Origin of the sequence: Parasporobacterium paucivorans DSM 15970, from assembly GCF_900141895.1 — a bacterium.
Lineage (GTDB): Bacteria > Bacillota > Clostridia > Lachnospirales > Lachnospiraceae > Parasporobacterium > Parasporobacterium paucivorans.
The window spans coordinates 1-15,998 of the sequence record NZ_FQYT01000012.1; the positions used below are offsets into that span (position 1 = coordinate 1).

Below are 15,998 nucleotides of genomic sequence, written 5' to 3' on the forward strand. Positions count from 1 at the left end.
GTATTTACAAGCGGCGTAAAAACTGCCAGTAGGTTATCTACTGGCAGAAAAGATTTATATTTTTTCAATTGTCTACTTGACGGGAAGCAGTTCAACATAGCTGCAAGGGCGAATTTAAAAATTTTGTATCAAACTTGTATCAAAAATGAATTCTATACCACTAAAAGTCTTGAAAACAATGGATCGTACGTATTCCATATGCCATATATTATGCATGGCTTTTTTTATTTCGTCAATCCGTATAATAGGAGGCGGCCCCAGCCACCCGGCGGTTCATGACCTTGTCTATTTCCACGCAGCGGGCAATAACGCTATGAATATTTTCGCTGATCTCGATGATTTTCCTGTAGTCATTTTTCTGGATTCCGTCCGGTGCGTCCGGCTTAAGACAGCTTCTGACCAGGTCGCCTTCCTCCCTGGGGAGGCAGTTCGTCATCAGGGAAATGGCTTTGTCGCAGGCATCTGCCTTATCCATCTCCTCCTTGCGCATTTCCAGGACCATCTGGATGGAAACCTGGTCATTCCGGGAAATGGCTTCCCCCAGCTCCTTCGTCAGACCGAGTATTTCGCTGATGATATTATATTTTCTCTGAAGAAGCCGGATTATCCCCAGCAGAATTTCGCTATACTCCATATTCCACCCGCCTAATTATACACTTGCCTGGCCGCTTCACGAAACGTCCCCCGCAGGTCTTCCGCAAGGGGCTTCAATTCCTGAATAAGCTTCCCATTCCGGCTTGCTTGTATCCTGGACAGCTCATAGAGGAAGAAATCGTACATGCGGCTGAGCTGCCCGCTGACTTCATACTGGTGGTTCAGGGTCTTCTTCAGGTACCGTACGATTTCCACGGACCTGTTTACAGACTGGTCAAAGAGCTCAAAATTATTCTGCTCCAGGGACAGCTCCGCCCGCAGGAGTCTTTTCACCAGTTCATCCAGGACCAGAAGAAGAAGCTCGCTTTGCGTCATGGTATGGACGGATTGTTCTTTGTATTGCTGGTATGCCTGCATATTCATATTTGTTATCCTTTCAGTCGTGGGTTTTCTATCAGCCAAGGGCTGAGGACAGCCAGCTGCTTTGTGAATTCATTTGGGAAATCAGGGTTTCCAGACTGGTGAACTTCTTGATGTACCTGTCTGTCTGCAGCTTCATCTGATCCTTCAGCCTTTCAACATTTCTCTCCGCGCTGTCTATCTCTTTCTGTATGGTGTTGTTAAGCACGCTGGCTGGGGCACTGGCAGAACCCGCCCGTTGAATCAGGATTCCCTTGGAGGCTCCGGTGGTTCCGGCATATTCCTTCAGAATGGTGGATATTTTTGCCATAAGGCCGCCCGCTTCCCCGGTGGTTTTGTTTTCAGTCCTTGTAAAGACATCCTTTACGGATTCCGGATCAGACTCGATCGCCCGTTTTAAGGCCGTCTCGTCCAGGACCAGCTTTCCGTTGTCCGAGTAGCTGGTGGAAACGGAAATCCCCATGGTTCCGAGAGCAGCCTTGTCCGCGCTCCCTGAAGAAAACAGGAAACGAAAATCATCGTACAGGCTGCGCAGGGTGCTGTCATTGAAGAGAAGTCCTGCCTTGGTTTTTCCCTCCCACTTTTCGATCTTGTCGTCGGTCATCTCCTCTTTTTGGGAATCGGTCAGAGGCAGATAGTCCCGGTTTCTCTTAGTAGAGAGCTGGGAGTTTACCATATCAAGAATCCCATTGTAATCTTCGATCATCTGCTTGACGGAGCCGACGATTTCGTCCGAATCCACAGTGGCTGTGAACTGGATTTCCTCGTTATCCGGCACTTCCGTGAAGACGCCAGCCGGCGCCTCCGTATATCCGAAGGCGCTTTTAACCGTCACATTCAGGCCGTCCAGGGTAAACGTATTCGTTCCGCGTACGATATCCATGGTCTCATTGGAACCGGTATATCGGACGGTGACCAGGGCGTCCTGTCCGGAAACAGAGTTCATGCTGCCAAAAACAGAGGCACTCTCCCCGCCAATTTCTACATTTCCGCTGGCTCCGGACGCCGTAGACTTAAAGGTGAATTTGTCCGCATTTGCCAGATAGCTGATTTCCACGTTGGCACCTTCAGTCTTATTGATAGCCTCCATGACCTCCTTCATGGTGCTCCCATAGGTAAGGCCCTGGATTTCCACGTTGTTTATGGTCAGCAGCAGAGGGTCTGACTCCGTTTTTGTCCCCAAACCGGCAGCTAGTCCAGACTCCAGCAGCGAAGCCCCCAGGTTCAGCCGGTTGGATTCCCCGGCGGATATTCCAAGAATGCCATCCGGTCCAAGAAGACCCGAATCCGCACCGGATATTTCCAGAACGGAGGAAGCATCGGGAGAGCCATCCGGACGTATAGCCGCAAAGGAAAATGAGGAATATTCTCCCACCGTGTTCAGAGAAACTTTGACTCTGCCGCTTCCAAACGCACTGCCCATGCTTCTCTGGACGTCTTCCATCAGCCTGTCCATGGTCGTTATCTGGTCTGCTGCCGGCATAGTGAGCTTTTTTGTGATCCCGTTGTAGGTAAAAGAAATGCTCTTTCCGGCAAGCAGATCGCTGGTTTTCTCCGGATGGGAAAGAATCGCCTCCGTTCCGGTAATGCCCCCGACTGTAATGGCGGAATCGGCTGTAAATCCCATGTCGGCAAGGACACTATCGCTGCCGCTCTTCAGTGCCAGAAGATTGCCATGGGCATCCAATTCCTTCAGGGTGAATTTTGTATCATCCGCCGTTACCGTCATAATGTCCGCCAGGGTAAGCCCCGTACCGACGCTCACATTGCTCAGTGCCTTATTTATGGAAGCTGTCGCATTTGCCATGTTGTCATATTTATATTCAATCCCATCCATCGTACCCGTCTCCAGCTTCACTGCATAGGATTCGGTGCCGTATGTGAACGTCAAGGTCTCCCCTTCCAGATTATTGATCGTTCGTTCTGTGGTCAGATCGGTGGCTATCAGCCCTGTCCGGAGCACCTGATCCGAGGCTGCCGAGGCCGAAGTGGCGCTGGCGTCCATGGCAAGCTGTTTGACGCCCGCTACTGAAAAAGACGCCGCACCGCTCAACCCGCCGGTTACAGAAACACAGCCACTGTTTTTCCCCACGGACGCGATATTGTTCCTGGCAAAAAAACTGGCGCTGGACAGATTGTTTTTGGATGTATAGGAAGTATACTTATTGCTGAAGTTTATCATAGCGGAACTTATGGTCCGGCAGGCCTCCATCTTCCATTCGAGAAGTTGCTTGCTTTGTTCCTGTTTATCAATCTTCGCCTGGATTCCGATGGTCATTCCCTTTATCAGGGAATCCGTATCCAGTCCGCTGGCAAGCCCGCCATATCCTCGTATGGTGGAGGCTGATGATGGCCCGGTTGTGCTGCTGATATTTGACATAACCTTACCCCTTTTCAGAATGATTTTAATATATACTTATTTATCGGCATATAGTATACTTTTAATAATATTTTTTAAGACTTTATTACGAACGGAGGATTATTTTGGCAACAGTTATCGTACTGACAAACCAAAAAGGGGGCGTCGGAAAAACAACCACATCCAGTGCACTGGCCGCCGGACTTGCTCTGCATAACAATAGAGTTTTGGCTGTAGATATGGATCCCCAGGGCAATTTAGGATTCAGCCTGGGGCTGGACATTGAGAATTCCAGCAATATTTACGATGTATTGACCGGAAAGCTCCCCATCCAGAGCACCATCCAGTCCACCCGCTACTGCGATGTCATAACGTCCAACATCATGCTCAGCAGCGCTGAAATGGGATTTACAGGTTCCGGTCGGGAATCCCTTCTGTATACAGCACTAAAACCGATACAGGACTGCTACGATTATATAGTGATTGATACGCCTCCGGCCCTTAACATACTTACAGTGAATGCCTATACGGCCGCCAGCCATCTGATTATTCCTATGGTACCGGAGATCCTAAGTCTTCTGGGTGTATCCCAGTTAAAAGAAACCATTGCATCTGTAAAATCCGCCTTTAATCCCAACCTGAATATCCTGGGTATCCTTCTAACCAGATACAACGGCCGGACCCTTCTGGCCCAGGAAGTGAAGGAAATGGCTGAAATTATTGCCGGGCAGATAAGTTCCATTGTCTTTGATACCCAGATTCGAACCAGCGTATCCGTAGCGGAAGCGCCGGCGCAAGGCGAAAGCATTTTTGATTATGCCCCCAGATGCAAACCTGCTGAAGATTATTCTTGCTTTGTTAAAGAAGTTATTGCACGGATAAAGCGTCAGGAGGTGTCTTAAATGCCCAGAAAAAGCAGTAAAACAACCCATGTGCTGAATCTGCTGTCTGGCTCCGAGGAACACGATGAATCCAGCATAACAGATTGTGCCGATTCGGGTGCTCCTGATCAGATAACAGTCGTAATGCCAAAAAAATCCGCTGATCCGGTGGCGGATATTATAAGAGCGCGGCTGGAAGAGGAATTCTCCCCCACAGAATTGGATGAGCAACCGCAGCCCCCGGAGCTGGCCCCTGTAGGCGCTGACAAGAATGAACCTTTAGAGCAAATATCTGAAAAGCCGCAGGGCGTGGATTATGCCTATGTAAATGTTATGGAACATATCATTCAGGAAGAAGTAGAAGGATTCTGCCAGGAATTTGAAACATGTACCTGCAGCCGTTGCCTGGCAGACATAGCCGCCCTGGCGCTTACCAACCTCCCCCCAAAATACATAGTAAAGGATTGCCTGACCATCTCGCCTCTCCTGAATTATTACAGGAGCAAATATTCCAGCCAGGTTACCGTCTCTCTTACCAAGTCTTCTATGAGTGTAAAGGATAAGCCTCGTCATTAAAAAAGACCCCTCCCAAGTTCCGGAGGGGTCTTACTGTTTTGATAAAAACACTGCTCTACTGACTAACCGATGGCTTCCATGAACTGGGACGCAATGACCGGATCAAACTGAGTCCCTTTGCATCTTTCAATTTCTTCAAATGCTTCCTCAAAAGTCTTTGTTTCCTGGTATGTTCTATGGTTTGTCATCGCATCAAAGCTGTCAATAACTGTCAGTATCCTGGCCAGATAGGAAATCTCTCCCCCCTTTAAACCCTGTGGGTAACCAGTGCCGTCAAACTTTTCATGATGCTGCAGAACAATAGGCACCACCTCTTCCAGCCCCTCAATCTGCTCGATAATGGCCGCACTATCCACCGGATGTTTCCGCAGTTCTTCCCACTGTTCCGGGGTCAGGTTATTATCTGCTACAAGCACTTCCTTGGAAACATTTATTTTCCCAAGGTCATGGAGATAGGCCGCGTAAAGTAGTTTTTTCTTTTCATGGTCCGCAAGTTTAAGATGATTGGCCATGATTTCACTGTAATTATAGACCCGGTCGACATGATTGAACGTATAGGAGTCCCTTGAATTTATTACTGTAATCAGAGTTTTTAGAGGTTTCATGACCTCCGTTAGTCCATCGCCCCCACTTGAACCTGTCTGATCAAATATAGAAGAATAGACTTCCACTTTATTTCTTCTTAAAAATTTAGCCCTATACAAAGCCCTGTCTGCTTCTGCAATAAAATCGTTGTAATTCTCCGTTTCCTCGGTAAGGGAGGCCACCCCGACAGATACTGTCATCTTCCGGTTGGGCAGGTATTCTTGACCCGGAAACCCATAAATGGAGACAGCATTTCGCAGATTATCTGCAACTTGGGCCGCTTCATCCTGGCAAATGCCTGGCATCAACACGCAAAATTCATCCCCTCCGTAACGAAAGAGAATGTCCTCCTGTCTAAGGCACATTTTCAAAACTTCGCTTATTTCCTTCAGGAGCTCATCTCCCTTATTGTGTCCGTTCATATCGTTATATTTTTTAAAATAATCCAAATCAATCATTACAAGTGAAAGCGCTGCATCATGCTGGATACTTTCATCATACATTATGCTTATCATGTCATAAAAACATCTGTGATTATAGGCCCCAGTCAGTCCATCTATGTTAGCATATTCGGTCAGTTCATCAATATGCGACTTTTCCAGTTTTACGTAATAGCCCAATGTCCATGCCACCAGGAAAAACATTACTATAAGTGCAATGTCATCTTCAAAATAGCGGTTTACGCCTCTTGTCCCTCCCATCAAAATATCCATAAGTATCACAGCACCCGAGGCTATCGAAGCAATGATTAAACCCAACTTCATTCCATGTTCAATGGTAAAGGAAACGATTACAAAGAGGAAAATGAATTTGTAATAACTTTCATTCGCACCGCTAACAACAATTACGGTAATAAATACGGCTAAAAATATAACGACTTCCAAAACCTGCAGAAATTTGTTCTTTTCACTCCGGTTAAAGACAAAAAACAAAAAAAACATTACAAGACAGATTACAATCAATGTCAAACCAATCGCATAAACACTATAATTATTATTAACAAAATCTATATTGAGCTTTGCTGAAAAATATTGAAACAGGGGGATTGCAGAAAAGAACAGGGCAAGCATCTTAAAAGTAAAAAACATTGTCCTGATTTGTCCCTGCTTCGCCTCTCCAAGATTTGAGATGCTTTTTTCCATGAATTAAGTACCTCTCTTACGAAATTTCAGTTAATCGTTGTAATACTAAAAATCAGAGACTTGCAAAAATTTCGTTTCGCAAGCCTCTTTGCCCTGTTATCTATCGTTGAGGCATTTTGGTTCTTCTGGCTGATAAAAATACCAGAAACATGCTGATGTTGCAATCGTACCAGCAAACAGTGTTGCAAGAGCAGTAACGGCTGCAAGTATTCTTGTCTTTTTCATTTGAAATCCCCCTTTCAAATTTATTCTATAAGATTATTATCCTATATTTTTAGTTAAGCAGAAACTCCCCTAAACCCGACATCAATCCAGGCAAAAAATACCTGCCCCAGCCTTGTCAGGGTGAGCGCTTGCCAAAGCATCGTCAGCCTGATAATAACCGCCAGACTAAAAAAACGTGTATTCCATCCAGTCAGAAAAACACAAACCATGGATAGCAAAAAAAATGCAGTCAATATCAGGAAGCTTTGTTTTCGTAATCTTTTAATTTTTTCGGGTTTAACAATTGGTTTGTTAGGAGTATCAACTGGAACCCGGAGATAAAAAACAACAAAACATAGCAAGTATATAAAAATGGATACGAAACAATTCAGATAAATATTTATGCTTATGTCAAAAATATATCTGGCCGCCGCAGACAGCAGGCTAATCGAAGATACGCTAATAAGGATACACCCTAGCATTGTGGCCGAATGGGCACCACCCGTAGATTTTCTTATTATTCCTACTCCCAGAAAAATCACAACACTTTCCATCCAAAAGCCAAAAAATAGTCCAAATATTGAGATGATGACAAAGATTGTAGCCATCTGAATCATTGCAGTCAAACCATAGGCAATTACTGCTTTTTTATCTTCATCATACTTCATTTGCAAACTAATTCTTTCAGCAGTTCTCTTCGCCCATCTTTCCATCGATGCCATTCCTTCCCCTCAATCGATAATTCGAGAAATAATAAGCCAGGATAATTAATACTGCAAAGAATAATGCGCCAGGCAAACCAATAATGGCCCGGTTTGAAGAAAAAAGCATCTGGTTTTCGAATTTCGCTTTCCCAATGATAGAAATCACGACTGCCACGTTTGCCATTTCGCTGACCAATAATATTACTGTAACCAACAACGCAGAGCGGATTGTTGAGAATCCAGGCATTTTCAAGAACATGATACATATCAGAAAAAGAAACAACATATTCAGTATGGTATGTACACCGAAGCTAATTGGAAGCATTCTCACCAGAAAAGATACGATGATAGTCAAAAGACTTGTGAGGACATAACTTTTCACCTCAATTCTTTTCCGGTTAAATGCATATATTCCCAGAACGATTATAAATCCCTGCAAAGCATATCCCAACAGGTATTCAAACAGTATAATTTTAAATAATTCCATATATTTTCTCTCTTTCCAATTTTTTGTTCAGTTCTTTAATCGAATAATAGACTGTGATGAATACAAAAGAATGTATCAGCAGATCACCAATGCTCATAATGCTGTAACCCACATCGATATAATCTGTCAGGAATTTGAATCTGACAGACTCGTTGCCAAGTATATGTATGCTATCTGCTGTTTGAATAGCAGATGCATCAAAATATCCGGTGATTTTGGAAAGTGAAGGATAGACCGGCATTTTTCCTCCATTTTGGATCATGACAAATTTATTCAGAAAAGTGCCAGCAATTATCAGGCCGGCGCCTAAAAGCCCCTGTTTGTATAATTTAAAAAACATAATCGGAATTATCAACGCGAACAGAAAGATATTGTTCAGAATGGCGGAATACATTATAAAATCATAGTTTCCCATAAATACACTGCCTTGCAAAAAAATATATAGTAATTCAATAGCAAAATATGGGTATAACACATAGGCCTTCATAAGCGGCCGCAGTCTGTACCCTTTCAATTTCCCACACAAAAAAGCTAACAGCAAAAACACTAACATGATGTCTTCCTTTTCCATTAAACTTTATGTCACGATAGATTTAAATGATTATAACATAGGTTGTTCACCGCTTCCACATTTATTTGTGCATAGTTCCTGTTTTTGCCGACAAATTAATATTTTTCGCTCCATTTTTCGTATTCTTTGGATGCCATTTGCTGGGAATCAACACGAAGATCGTTAATTTCCTGGAAATTATCTATGAGCAATTTTACAATTCTGCCGTCTAATGCACCATCTTCAGCCTGGTTTATCAGCAACGTTGCAGCCTTATCGTCACGCATTCCCTCCCGGTAGGGCCGGTTTTCTGTCACAGCAGTAAATACATCTGCCACGGCCATTACCCGAGATCCGAGAGCCAGATTCTCTCCCGGGATATGAAAAGGATACCCTTTCCCATCCAGCCTCTCGTGATGATAGGACGCCCAGACATTAATTGTGTTGAATTGAGGTATGGTTTCCAGAAGACGGTAAGTATAATATGCATGGGAACGGATTTCATTGAATTCATCTTCATTAAGACTGGTCGGTTTTTCAAGAACATCATTATCTATGGCTAATTTCCCAATATCATGCAGATAGCCTGCTACAAGGAGCATCTTGCATTCCATGGGTGAGAAACCGATCAGCTCGCCCAGTTTTTCAGCTGTTTTTGCCACTCCGGCTGAATGTCTTGCCGTGAACTTACTCCTGAAATCGATTATATGGGAAAACACTTTTGCCAGGCTGATAATATCCCCCATCTCCAAAATAAATTTTTTGTTATCTCCCAGTGGGAGCGTATTTACCGGCGATACGGACATGATATCCAGCCATATATATTCCTTTTTGCTTATAGCCTCGAGAGCATCCACCACCGCAGGCATAAACCGGCTGTTCTCTTCTTTCCGAATTTCTGCAAGAACTCCGGGAAGCTGGGACAAAATATTTTCGGACTTATTGATTTTCAAACAGGTTCTGTCCGCCAAGTGTATGATATGGCTGCCGAACGGGACCTCCTGCCCCTTGAACTGTCGTCCGGTTCCGCTATCCCAGGGCAAATGATGATACCTTACTATATTGGCAGGTTTTCCCATGGGGCTGAATTTTTCCATAAGCCTGGCTCCTCTGAAAGCATGATCACAAATTCCAGCCGGTTCGTCCATGGAGATCCTGCGTCTTTCTTCCGTTGAAAGAACACCCAGATCATGAATCAGGGAGGCCAGAAATATCTCACTTTTTTCCTGATTTGAAAGTCGTAGCTCCTCAGCCAGATGATAGGAAAGACAAGCTACCTCCTGCTGATGATTGACGGCACCGTCAGCCGCCAGGTCCTGTGCATTGGAAAGGCACAACAACAGCTCATATAGGTTCACTCTGATTTTGTCCATCTATTTATTCTCCTTACTCCACGGCCAATTACGTAAAAGCAATATCCAGAACCATCATCAGCACAAACCCGGCCATAGCCCCCAATGTACCAATATTGGAATGTTTGCTGTAAGCTTCCGGAACCAGTTCGTCCACAACCACATAAATCATGGCTCCGGCCGCAAAGGAAAGCATAAAGGGCATAATATTGACAACAGCAACCGCCAGCAGTACGCCCAAAAGACCGGCCATTGGTTCCACAATTCCCGAAGCAGCTCCAAACAGAAAGGATTTTTGCTTGGAAAAGCCCTCTCCTCTCAGCGGCAGGGAAATGGCCGCTCCTTCTGGCAGATTCTGGAGAGCCATACCTGTGGCCAGGACAAACGCTCCGGTAAGTGCTGCAGATGATTTCGAAGCCATTGCAAAGGCCAGACCCACCGCCATACCCTCCGGGATGTTATGCAGAGTCACAGCCAGTACAAGCAGTGTGGACCGGGGCATCTTGCTTTTAATTCCTTCCGGACGTTCAGCATCTGCATGAAGATGAGGCAGAAATTTATCCAGCAGGAAGAGGAAAATCCCCCCTGAAATAAATCCAAGGGCAGCTGGCAGCCATTCGATGTCGCCCTTTTCCTTTGACATTTCAATAGCTGGAAGTAATAAAGACCAGACGGAGGCCGCAATCATGACCCCTGATGCAAATCCCAGAAAGGTCTTTTGCACTTTCCCTCCTGCTTCTGCCGCCACGAAAAATACGGTCGCAGCTCCAATAACCGTGGCCAGAAACGTGATGCCCGTTCCAATCAAAGCAAGTACTACCGGTGAATTGATTTCCTCCATCCTTGTGTCCTCTTTCTTAAAGCAATAATTCCCTGATTTCTTTCCGTGTATCCGGATGCTCACGCTCCTGCAGATCCGGTTCAAGGTCTTCCTTCAGTCCATGCTTTCCAACGGCAATCACGGTAATAATATCGTACTCCTGCGGAATATTGAATATGTCCCGGGCTTCCTCCCTTTTGAACCCAGCCATCGGATGAGCCACCAGGCCCCTCCTCCAAGCCTCCAAGGAAAGATACCCCCAGGCTGTCCCTGCATCGAACATATGCCAGTAATTGTCTTTACCATTATGGTTGAAAGTCTTTTTGGATACAATAAGGATCAGAACAGGAGCCTTATTTGCCCATCTCTGGTTGGATTCAGTCAATATCCCTCTCATCCGGTCAAGTGATCCCTCCTCATCAGCCAGTACGAACCTCCAAGGCTGTTCGTTAAAGCAGGAAGGAGCATACCTCGCCGCCTCCAGGAGGGCAAAGACTTCCTCCCTGTCGATTCTTCCCGGAGCCAGAGCCCTGGCAGACCACCTTTCTTTGATTTCAGTCATGATGTCGTAATCAAAGTGTCTTTCCATGTTTTTCCCCCTAATATTCTTCTCTCAGTCCAAACTCAGCGTTTTCTACCCACTCTTCCGCATTGGTCAGCATCCTGTCAATCTCATCCAGTATTGAAAAATGGAGTTTCTCCTGATTGATCAAAAATCTGAACAGTTCCTTTTCGTCATCACTTTGGGCATTTTTTAGAAATTCCGTGTAAAGATCGATGCTCTTTTTTTCAAATTCCAGTCCTGCCCTGTAAAAATCAACCTGACTGGGAATCAATTTCCCAAGAATTCTCACATCAACGGCCGATTCGAACACATTCATGATTTCAGTAAAAGTATCCCGATCATCCAGTTGGTAGGCTTTTCCTTCAAGCCTGGCTTTCAGTAAACTGGCATGCTTCTTTTCTTCCTCCGCAAGCTTGGCGCAGACGACGCACATCCCATTGCCTTCATGGAGTTCGGCCTGTTCCATGTAGTACTTCGCTCCGTCCTCTTCCATCTTAATCGCAAATTCCAAACTGTTCATATGCATTCTCCTTTTCTTTTTACTGCTGATAGTAAACCGATATGGCAATCATCAGCTGTCCTAAAAAGTAACATACCGCAACTAGTGTTGAAAAAATCCGCCTCTTTTTGATAAACCTGTTTATACCAAGAAACATATCTGAAACCCAGAATAATAATGCCCCCATCGAGAACATCCACTGCAGGGTCATCACCCTTTCTCCTGCCAGCAACATCATGACCGCTTTTGCCGCCATAAGAGTTACCAGAGCCGTATAAATGTTAATCGGAAGTCTTGCCTTTCCAAAATCCGGCTTCATTTTCAATACCACAATCAGGATGGCTGACAGCACGAGAATCGTCATGATGAATTCTCCGATTCCGATCCCTGAAAGAACTATCATTCCGGCAATATAAAATACCTGCGTGACAGAAAAAGCAAGTATCCCACAAATGAATCTTTTTTCGTCCGCAAATAGGAACACCAGAAAGTAATCCCCAATCATAGCCAGAATCAATCCACCCAGAATCAGCAGTGGGAAAATGCTGAAATCATGAACGAAGACTGCCGCCAATCCCAAAACGCAGAATATACCTGAAAGTACAAGCTTATATCCAGGTGTCTCCACCGATTCCCTTTTCCTGTCCATCCAGATGTAAATAGGAAGAAGAACAAGCAGATATAGGACACAGATTATAGCCGTTACCAGGATTCTTAAATCCATTTGCAACACCCCCTATAGTATTCGCTCCGGACTGGTGTATATGTTAATGTGATCCTTTCGGACAAATCCCATCATTGTAATCTTATTCATTTCCGCAAGGTGGACGGCTGCCAGTGTGGGAGCTCCCGGTGCCACCAATACCTTCACGCCACAGGAAAGTATTTTCCCGATCATATCCTGAGCCAGCCGGCCGCTGAATATCAGCATCTTTCCTTCCGGGGTCAGACCCTGCAGGAACATCTCCCCTATAACCTTGTCCAATGCATTATGCCGTGCCACATCTTCCATGAAGATCAGGATACCATCCCTGTCTGCCAGAGCTACACTGTGTGCTGCACCCGTTTTGTGGAACAGGTAGCACTTTCTATTAAACGCCTGATTTAAGCGGTGCACATCATCTGGGCTGAACACTGCATTTATCTCTTTTCTGGATTTTTCCTCCGCCGCAGGGGATGTCCTGAGACAAAGACCCCTTGCGTCCTCATCCACCATGAATTCGGCAACCTCATCCTGCATTCCTATCAGCCCTTTGGCAAGGCCGTGTCCGCAGGCAAGCTGAAGCAAATTATCCGGAAGACAGAAAAATTCTCCGCAGTTTACGCCGTTAATTTCCATCGTATATCTCTCTTCCAAAAGGATGCAGTCTTCCGCACAGAATCTGCCCTGTGGGGTTATTCTGGTAATCTGTCTCATTTTTATCGAATTCTCATATTTTTTATTTTGCATCTTTCTCCGTATCCTTATCCAGTCATTTCATTGAAGCAAATCCAATGTCCTGGCCTCGTTTTCTAAATTTTCAAAAAAACTTGCGATATGCTTTCCATCCGCCAGCGCGTGATTCACCAGAAGAGTCGTGGGCATCAGAACCCGACCATCTTGAATAAAAAAACGGCCAAAGGTAATGCGCGGGTTGCTGTCTGCCGGGTAGGGGGTCGGCTGGGTAAGGCCGGTATAGCTCACCCAGGGTACAGAGGATACAAAATAGAGGGAACCCGTTTCCGTTACATCTTCTATACTGGGATCCTGTATCGCCAGTGACTGTCTTTTTCCCGCATCCTCCAGAAAATCCTTAAAGGGCATGTTGAAATCCAAACGGCAATGACAGTATGTCCCGTCTTCCAGAGCCACTGTGTAGGAGGCTCCACAATGTTCGTATTCAATGATTTCGTCCCCCTCAATCCTCTGACGAAGCTGTGGAATCTGATTGGCCGCAGAAACGGCCAGGTAAATAATTGTATGAAAAAATGCATATTTTCTGGATTTGATTTCCGCAAGCAGCTCCGTGATATCAACGTTGGCCGTCACTCCTGCGTATGGGTTGTGAAGGGAGCGGAAATATTCAAAATGTTTGATGCGCGGATAAGAATCCATGTCCAGCCTTTTGATTTTCATCGTAGCCTCCTGATTTTACTTCTCGTCACATACCTGGAAAATATAGAATTTCAGATAATAGGATTCATCCGCAGCCCAGAGTATCGGATGATCCGGTGCCTGAGTACGGTATTCCACCTGGCGCAGCCTTTTATGGACGTTTCGCGAAGCCTGGTGCAGAGTCTGTGTAAAGAGCTCATATGTCATGAAATGGGAACAGGAACAGGTTGCCAGAAATCCTCCATCTTTAAGCAGTTTCATGGCACGAAGGTTGATTTCCCTGTAACCTTTGATGGCGTTCTTAACGGAATTTCTGGATTTGGTAAAGGCTGGGGGATCGAGGATTATGACATCGAACTTTTCACCTTTTTCTTCCATTTCGGGTAATAATTCAAAAACATTTGCACACTGAAAATGCACGATATTCTCCAGGCCGTTCAATTTAGCATTCTCTCTTGCCTGGGCGATTCCCAGTTCCGAAGCATCTATCCCCAATACGCTTCCCGCCTCAGCTAACCCCGCATTTAAAGCAAAGGATCCCGTATGAGTGAAACAATCCAGGACCTTGGCACCTTTGCAGAGTCTTCCGACAGCCAGCCGGTTATATTTCTGATCCAGGAAAAATCCGGTTTTCTGACCTTCCTTTACATCCACAATATATCGTACCCCGTTCTCTGTAATCTCAACATTCGTGTCAAACTCCGGTCCGATAAATCCCTTGAATCGCTCCATTCCCTCGTTTTCCCTTACCTTGGCATCGCTGCGCTCAAATATTCCCCGGATCTGTATTCCGTCTGCTTCCAATATCGACCTCAGACATTTCAGAATGGTGTCCTTTAGCCGGTCGATTCCCAAAGCCAGGGATTCAACAACCAATACATCCGAAAATTTATCGACAATCAGACCCGGCAGAAAATCCGCCTCTCCAAAAATAATCCGGCAGCTGGATGTATCCACTGTTTTCTTACGGTAATCCCAGGCGTTCTGCACACGCATGCGCAAAAAGGCTTCATCAATTTCCTGCTCCTTGTTTCTGGTCATCATGCGGATGCGGATTTTTGAATTTGAATTTATAAAGCCTTTCCCCATAGGAAATCCGTCAAAGTCATGCACCTGAACTATATCTCCGTCTTCAAAGCTTCCCAGGACTGTCTCTATCTCATTGTCAAAAACCCACATCCCTCCGGCTTTGATGGTTCGGCCTTCACCTTTTTTCAATGTTGCGATTGTCATATATTTTCCTCATTTTCTCATTTTATTATTTTACAAAATAGTCGTCCAACCCGGCAGTGATCCCCTCTGCGATCTCATATTGATATGCCTGGGTCGAAAGGAGCATATCCTCTGTCTGATTGGTCATGTACCCCATTTCAATGATTGTGGCCGGTACCTGGCACCAGTTGATGCCGCTCATTGTATCTGTCTCCCAGACGCCTTTGTCTCCGGCTCCGGTTGAATAAAGCACCATGTTCAATATGCATTCAGAAAGTCTGCGGCACTCCCCGTAAAGATTCCCGCAATAAGGGTTGGAGGGGGTAGGGCAAATCATCATGACTCCGTTCGTTTCTGGATTCTCACTGCCATTGGCATGAATCCGTACAAAGGCATCGGCACCATTATTGTTGGCGGCTTCCGCCCTCTGGGCATTGCTGATATCCACATCATTTGTTTCACGAATCATAATAACCTGGTAGCCTCTGGCTAAAAGGAGAGCTTTCAGTTTCAGAGCCACCTGCAGGTTCAGTTCATATTCCGGCAGTCCGGAGAATCTGCCTGTCGTCCCTGAGGACACTTTGGCCTTCGTCTGGGAAGCTCCGGGGCCAATCGGTTCCGGTTCGCTGTCACCATGCCTTTGATGTCCCGCATCAATAGCCACCACGATACCTCCTGCTTCCACTTCCGGACTGCGACCTGAAGATTCCGGCGATGCAGTCTGGGTGTCCACGGCTGGATCCTGCGGACCGGTCTCCGGGGGCATCGTGTTAGTTTCCGCAGGAATCCCGGAAGTCTCCTGTGTCATACTTTCTATGATATTGGGAACGGTATTTTCAGTAGTTCCTTCTTTCTTTGCGGCGCTGCAGGAAAGAAGCTGCAGCAAAATCCCCGCGAACATGATGCACACAGCTATTTTTTTCACACCAATCCCTCCAATCATTATATCATAC

General features: G+C 45.5%; 19 protein-coding genes. 2 read left to right on the top strand and 17 right to left on the bottom strand.

The window, feature by feature from the left end:
* Window positions 1–232: 232 nt before the first annotated feature.
* The 3 genes from BUA79_RS06465 to fliD are packed head-to-tail and all read right to left on the bottom strand — an operon-like array spanning window position 233 to window position 3,394.
* A complete protein-coding gene (locus tag BUA79_RS06465; RefSeq protein ID WP_073993556.1) occupies window positions 233–634 on the bottom strand; it encodes a hypothetical protein in 402 nt (133 codons plus the stop codon).
* Window positions 635–645: 11 nt separating this feature from the next.
* A complete protein-coding gene (locus BUA79_RS06470) occupies window positions 646–1,017 on the bottom strand; it encodes a flagellar export chaperone FliS (protein ID WP_073993557.1) in 372 nt (123 codons plus the stop codon).
* Window positions 1,018–1,048: 31 nt separating this feature from the next.
* Window positions 1,049–3,394: a flagellar filament capping protein FliD gene (gene fliD / locus BUA79_RS06475; RefSeq protein ID WP_073993558.1), complete on the bottom strand. Its 2,346-nt coding sequence runs from the start codon at window positions 3,392–3,394 to the stop codon at window positions 1,049–1,051.
* Between the two features lie 104 nt (window positions 3,395–3,498).
* Between fliD and BUA79_RS06480 the strand changes: the two genes are divergently transcribed.
* Together BUA79_RS06480 and BUA79_RS06485 are read left to right on the top strand one after the other, a co-directional pair.
* Window positions 3,499–4,275 (top strand): ParA family protein, encoded by a 777-nt coding sequence (locus BUA79_RS06480; protein WP_073993559.1) that lies wholly within the window; start codon window positions 3,499–3,501, stop codon window positions 4,273–4,275.
* Window positions 4,276–4,830 (top strand): late competence development ComFB family protein, encoded by a 555-nt coding sequence (locus BUA79_RS06485; protein WP_073993560.1) that lies wholly within the window; start codon window positions 4,276–4,278, stop codon window positions 4,828–4,830. It begins immediately after the preceding gene.
* A gap of 62 nt (window positions 4,831–4,892) precedes the next feature.
* Here BUA79_RS06485 and BUA79_RS06490 read toward each other — a convergent pair whose 3' ends face one another.
* The 14 genes from BUA79_RS06490 to BUA79_RS06555 form a co-directional block, all read right to left on the bottom strand.
* Entirely contained in the window at window positions 4,893–6,557 is a 1,665-nt protein-coding gene (locus tag BUA79_RS06490; protein WP_073993561.1) for a bifunctional diguanylate cyclase/phosphohydrolase, read from the bottom strand.
* 96 nt (window positions 6,558–6,653) lie between these two features.
* Window positions 6,654–6,782, bottom strand: coding sequence for a cyclic lactone autoinducer peptide (locus BUA79_RS06495; RefSeq protein ID WP_073993562.1), 129 nt, complete (start codon window positions 6,780–6,782; stop codon window positions 6,654–6,656).
* Window positions 6,783–6,835: 53 nt separating this feature from the next.
* Window positions 6,836–7,483: an accessory gene regulator ArgB-like protein gene (locus BUA79_RS06500; RefSeq protein ID WP_094757341.1), complete on the bottom strand. Its 648-nt coding sequence runs from the start codon at window positions 7,481–7,483 to the stop codon at window positions 6,836–6,838.
* Window positions 7,446–7,952, bottom strand: a complete 507-nt coding sequence (locus BUA79_RS06505) for a hypothetical protein (RefSeq protein WP_073993564.1) — start codon at window positions 7,950–7,952, stop codon at window positions 7,446–7,448. Before BUA79_RS06505 ends, BUA79_RS06500 begins: the two co-directional genes overlap by 38 nt.
* Window positions 7,939–8,523 carry a DUF5317 family protein gene (locus BUA79_RS06510; protein WP_330389205.1) on the bottom strand — a complete coding sequence of 195 codons (585 nt, stop codon included), beginning with the start codon at window positions 8,521–8,523 and terminating at the stop codon, window positions 7,939–7,941. The genes BUA79_RS06505 and BUA79_RS06510 overlap by 14 nt, the downstream gene beginning before the upstream one ends.
* A 95-nt stretch (window positions 8,524–8,618) precedes the next feature.
* Window positions 8,619–9,875, bottom strand: coding sequence for an HD-GYP domain-containing protein (locus BUA79_RS06515; RefSeq protein ID WP_073993566.1), 1,257 nt, complete (start codon window positions 9,873–9,875; stop codon window positions 8,619–8,621).
* 28 nt (window positions 9,876–9,903) lie between these two features.
* Complete coding sequence (locus BUA79_RS06520) at window positions 9,904–10,695, bottom strand: ZIP family metal transporter (protein WP_073993567.1); 792 nt, start codon at window positions 10,693–10,695, stop codon at window positions 9,904–9,906.
* A gap of 16 nt (window positions 10,696–10,711) precedes the next feature.
* The gene (locus tag BUA79_RS06525; protein WP_073993568.1) at window positions 10,712–11,263 is read right to left on the bottom strand and encodes a nitroreductase family protein; all 552 of its coding nucleotides are present in this window, start codon (window positions 11,261–11,263) and stop codon (window positions 10,712–10,714) included.
* Window positions 11,264–11,273: 10 nt separating this feature from the next.
* Window positions 11,274–11,759 (bottom strand): ferritin-like domain-containing protein, encoded by a 486-nt coding sequence (locus BUA79_RS06530; protein ID WP_073993569.1) that lies wholly within the window; start codon window positions 11,757–11,759, stop codon window positions 11,274–11,276.
* A gap of 19 nt (window positions 11,760–11,778) precedes the next feature.
* Complete coding sequence (locus BUA79_RS06535; RefSeq protein ID WP_073993570.1) at window positions 11,779–12,462, bottom strand: lysoplasmalogenase; 684 nt, start codon at window positions 12,460–12,462, stop codon at window positions 11,779–11,781.
* Between the two features lie 12 nt (window positions 12,463–12,474).
* Complete coding sequence (gene fdhD, locus BUA79_RS06540; protein ID WP_073993571.1) at window positions 12,475–13,188, bottom strand: formate dehydrogenase accessory sulfurtransferase FdhD; 714 nt, start codon at window positions 13,186–13,188, stop codon at window positions 12,475–12,477.
* 27 nt (window positions 13,189–13,215) lie between these two features.
* Entirely contained in the window at window positions 13,216–13,854 is a 639-nt protein-coding gene (locus tag BUA79_RS06545; protein WP_073993572.1) for a CatA-like O-acetyltransferase, read from the bottom strand.
* A 15-nt stretch (window positions 13,855–13,869) separates the two neighbouring features.
* The gene (locus BUA79_RS06550; RefSeq protein WP_073993573.1) at window positions 13,870–15,066 is read right to left on the bottom strand and encodes a class I SAM-dependent rRNA methyltransferase; all 1,197 of its coding nucleotides are present in this window, start codon (window positions 15,064–15,066) and stop codon (window positions 13,870–13,872) included.
* 25 nt (window positions 15,067–15,091) lie between these two features.
* Entirely contained in the window at window positions 15,092–15,970 is an 879-nt protein-coding gene (locus BUA79_RS06555) for an N-acetylmuramoyl-L-alanine amidase family protein (protein WP_073993574.1), read from the bottom strand.
* Window positions 15,971–15,998: the final 28 nt, after the last annotated feature.

What these genes read in the sequence shown, in the direction of transcription:
- BUA79_RS06465 (WP_073993556.1), bottom strand. Translation starts at nt 634, where the DNA reads ATGGAGTATAGCGAAATTCTGCTGGGGATAATCCGGCTTCTTCAGAGA.
- BUA79_RS06470 (WP_073993557.1), bottom strand. Translation starts at nt 1,017, where the DNA reads ATGAATATGCAGGCATACCAGCAATACAAAGAACAATCCGTCCATACC.
- fliD (WP_073993558.1), bottom strand. Translation starts at nt 3,394, where the DNA reads ATGTCAAATATCAGCAGCACAACCGGGCCATCATCAGCCTCCACCATA.
- BUA79_RS06485 (WP_073993560.1), top strand. Translation starts at nt 4,276, where the DNA reads ATGCCCAGAAAAAGCAGTAAAACAACCCATGTGCTGAATCTGCTGTCT.
- BUA79_RS06490 (WP_073993561.1), bottom strand. Translation starts at nt 6,557, where the DNA reads ATGGAAAAAAGCATCTCAAATCTTGGAGAGGCGAAGCAGGGACAAATC.
- BUA79_RS06495 (WP_073993562.1), bottom strand. Translation starts at nt 6,782, where the DNA reads ATGAAAAAGACAAGAATACTTGCAGCCGTTACTGCTCTTGCAACACTG.
- BUA79_RS06500 (WP_094757341.1), bottom strand. Translation starts at nt 7,483, where the DNA reads ATGGCATCGATGGAAAGATGGGCGAAGAGAACTGCTGAAAGAATTAGT.
- BUA79_RS06505 (WP_073993564.1), bottom strand. Translation starts at nt 7,952, where the DNA reads ATGGAATTATTTAAAATTATACTGTTTGAATACCTGTTGGGATATGCT.
- BUA79_RS06510 (WP_330389205.1), bottom strand. Translation starts at nt 8,523, where the DNA reads ATGGAAAAGGAAGACATCATGTTAGTGTTTTTGCTGTTAGCTTTTTTG.
- BUA79_RS06515 (WP_073993566.1), bottom strand. Translation starts at nt 9,875, where the DNA reads ATGGACAAAATCAGAGTGAACCTATATGAGCTGTTGTTGTGCCTTTCC.
- BUA79_RS06520 (WP_073993567.1), bottom strand. Translation starts at nt 10,695, where the DNA reads ATGGAGGAAATCAATTCACCGGTAGTACTTGCTTTGATTGGAACGGGC.
- BUA79_RS06525 (WP_073993568.1), bottom strand. Translation starts at nt 11,263, where the DNA reads ATGGAAAGACACTTTGATTACGACATCATGACTGAAATCAAAGAAAGG.
- BUA79_RS06530 (WP_073993569.1), bottom strand. Translation starts at nt 11,759, where the DNA reads ATGAACAGTTTGGAATTTGCGATTAAGATGGAAGAGGACGGAGCGAAG.
- BUA79_RS06535 (WP_073993570.1), bottom strand. Translation starts at nt 12,462, where the DNA reads ATGGATTTAAGAATCCTGGTAACGGCTATAATCTGTGTCCTATATCTG.
- fdhD (WP_073993571.1), bottom strand. Translation starts at nt 13,188, where the DNA reads ATGCAAAATAAAAAATATGAGAATTCGATAAAAATGAGACAGATTACC.
- BUA79_RS06545 (WP_073993572.1), bottom strand. Translation starts at nt 13,854, where the DNA reads ATGAAAATCAAAAGGCTGGACATGGATTCTTATCCGCGCATCAAACAT.
- BUA79_RS06550 (WP_073993573.1), bottom strand. Translation starts at nt 15,066, where the DNA reads ATGACAATCGCAACATTGAAAAAAGGTGAAGGCCGAACCATCAAAGCC.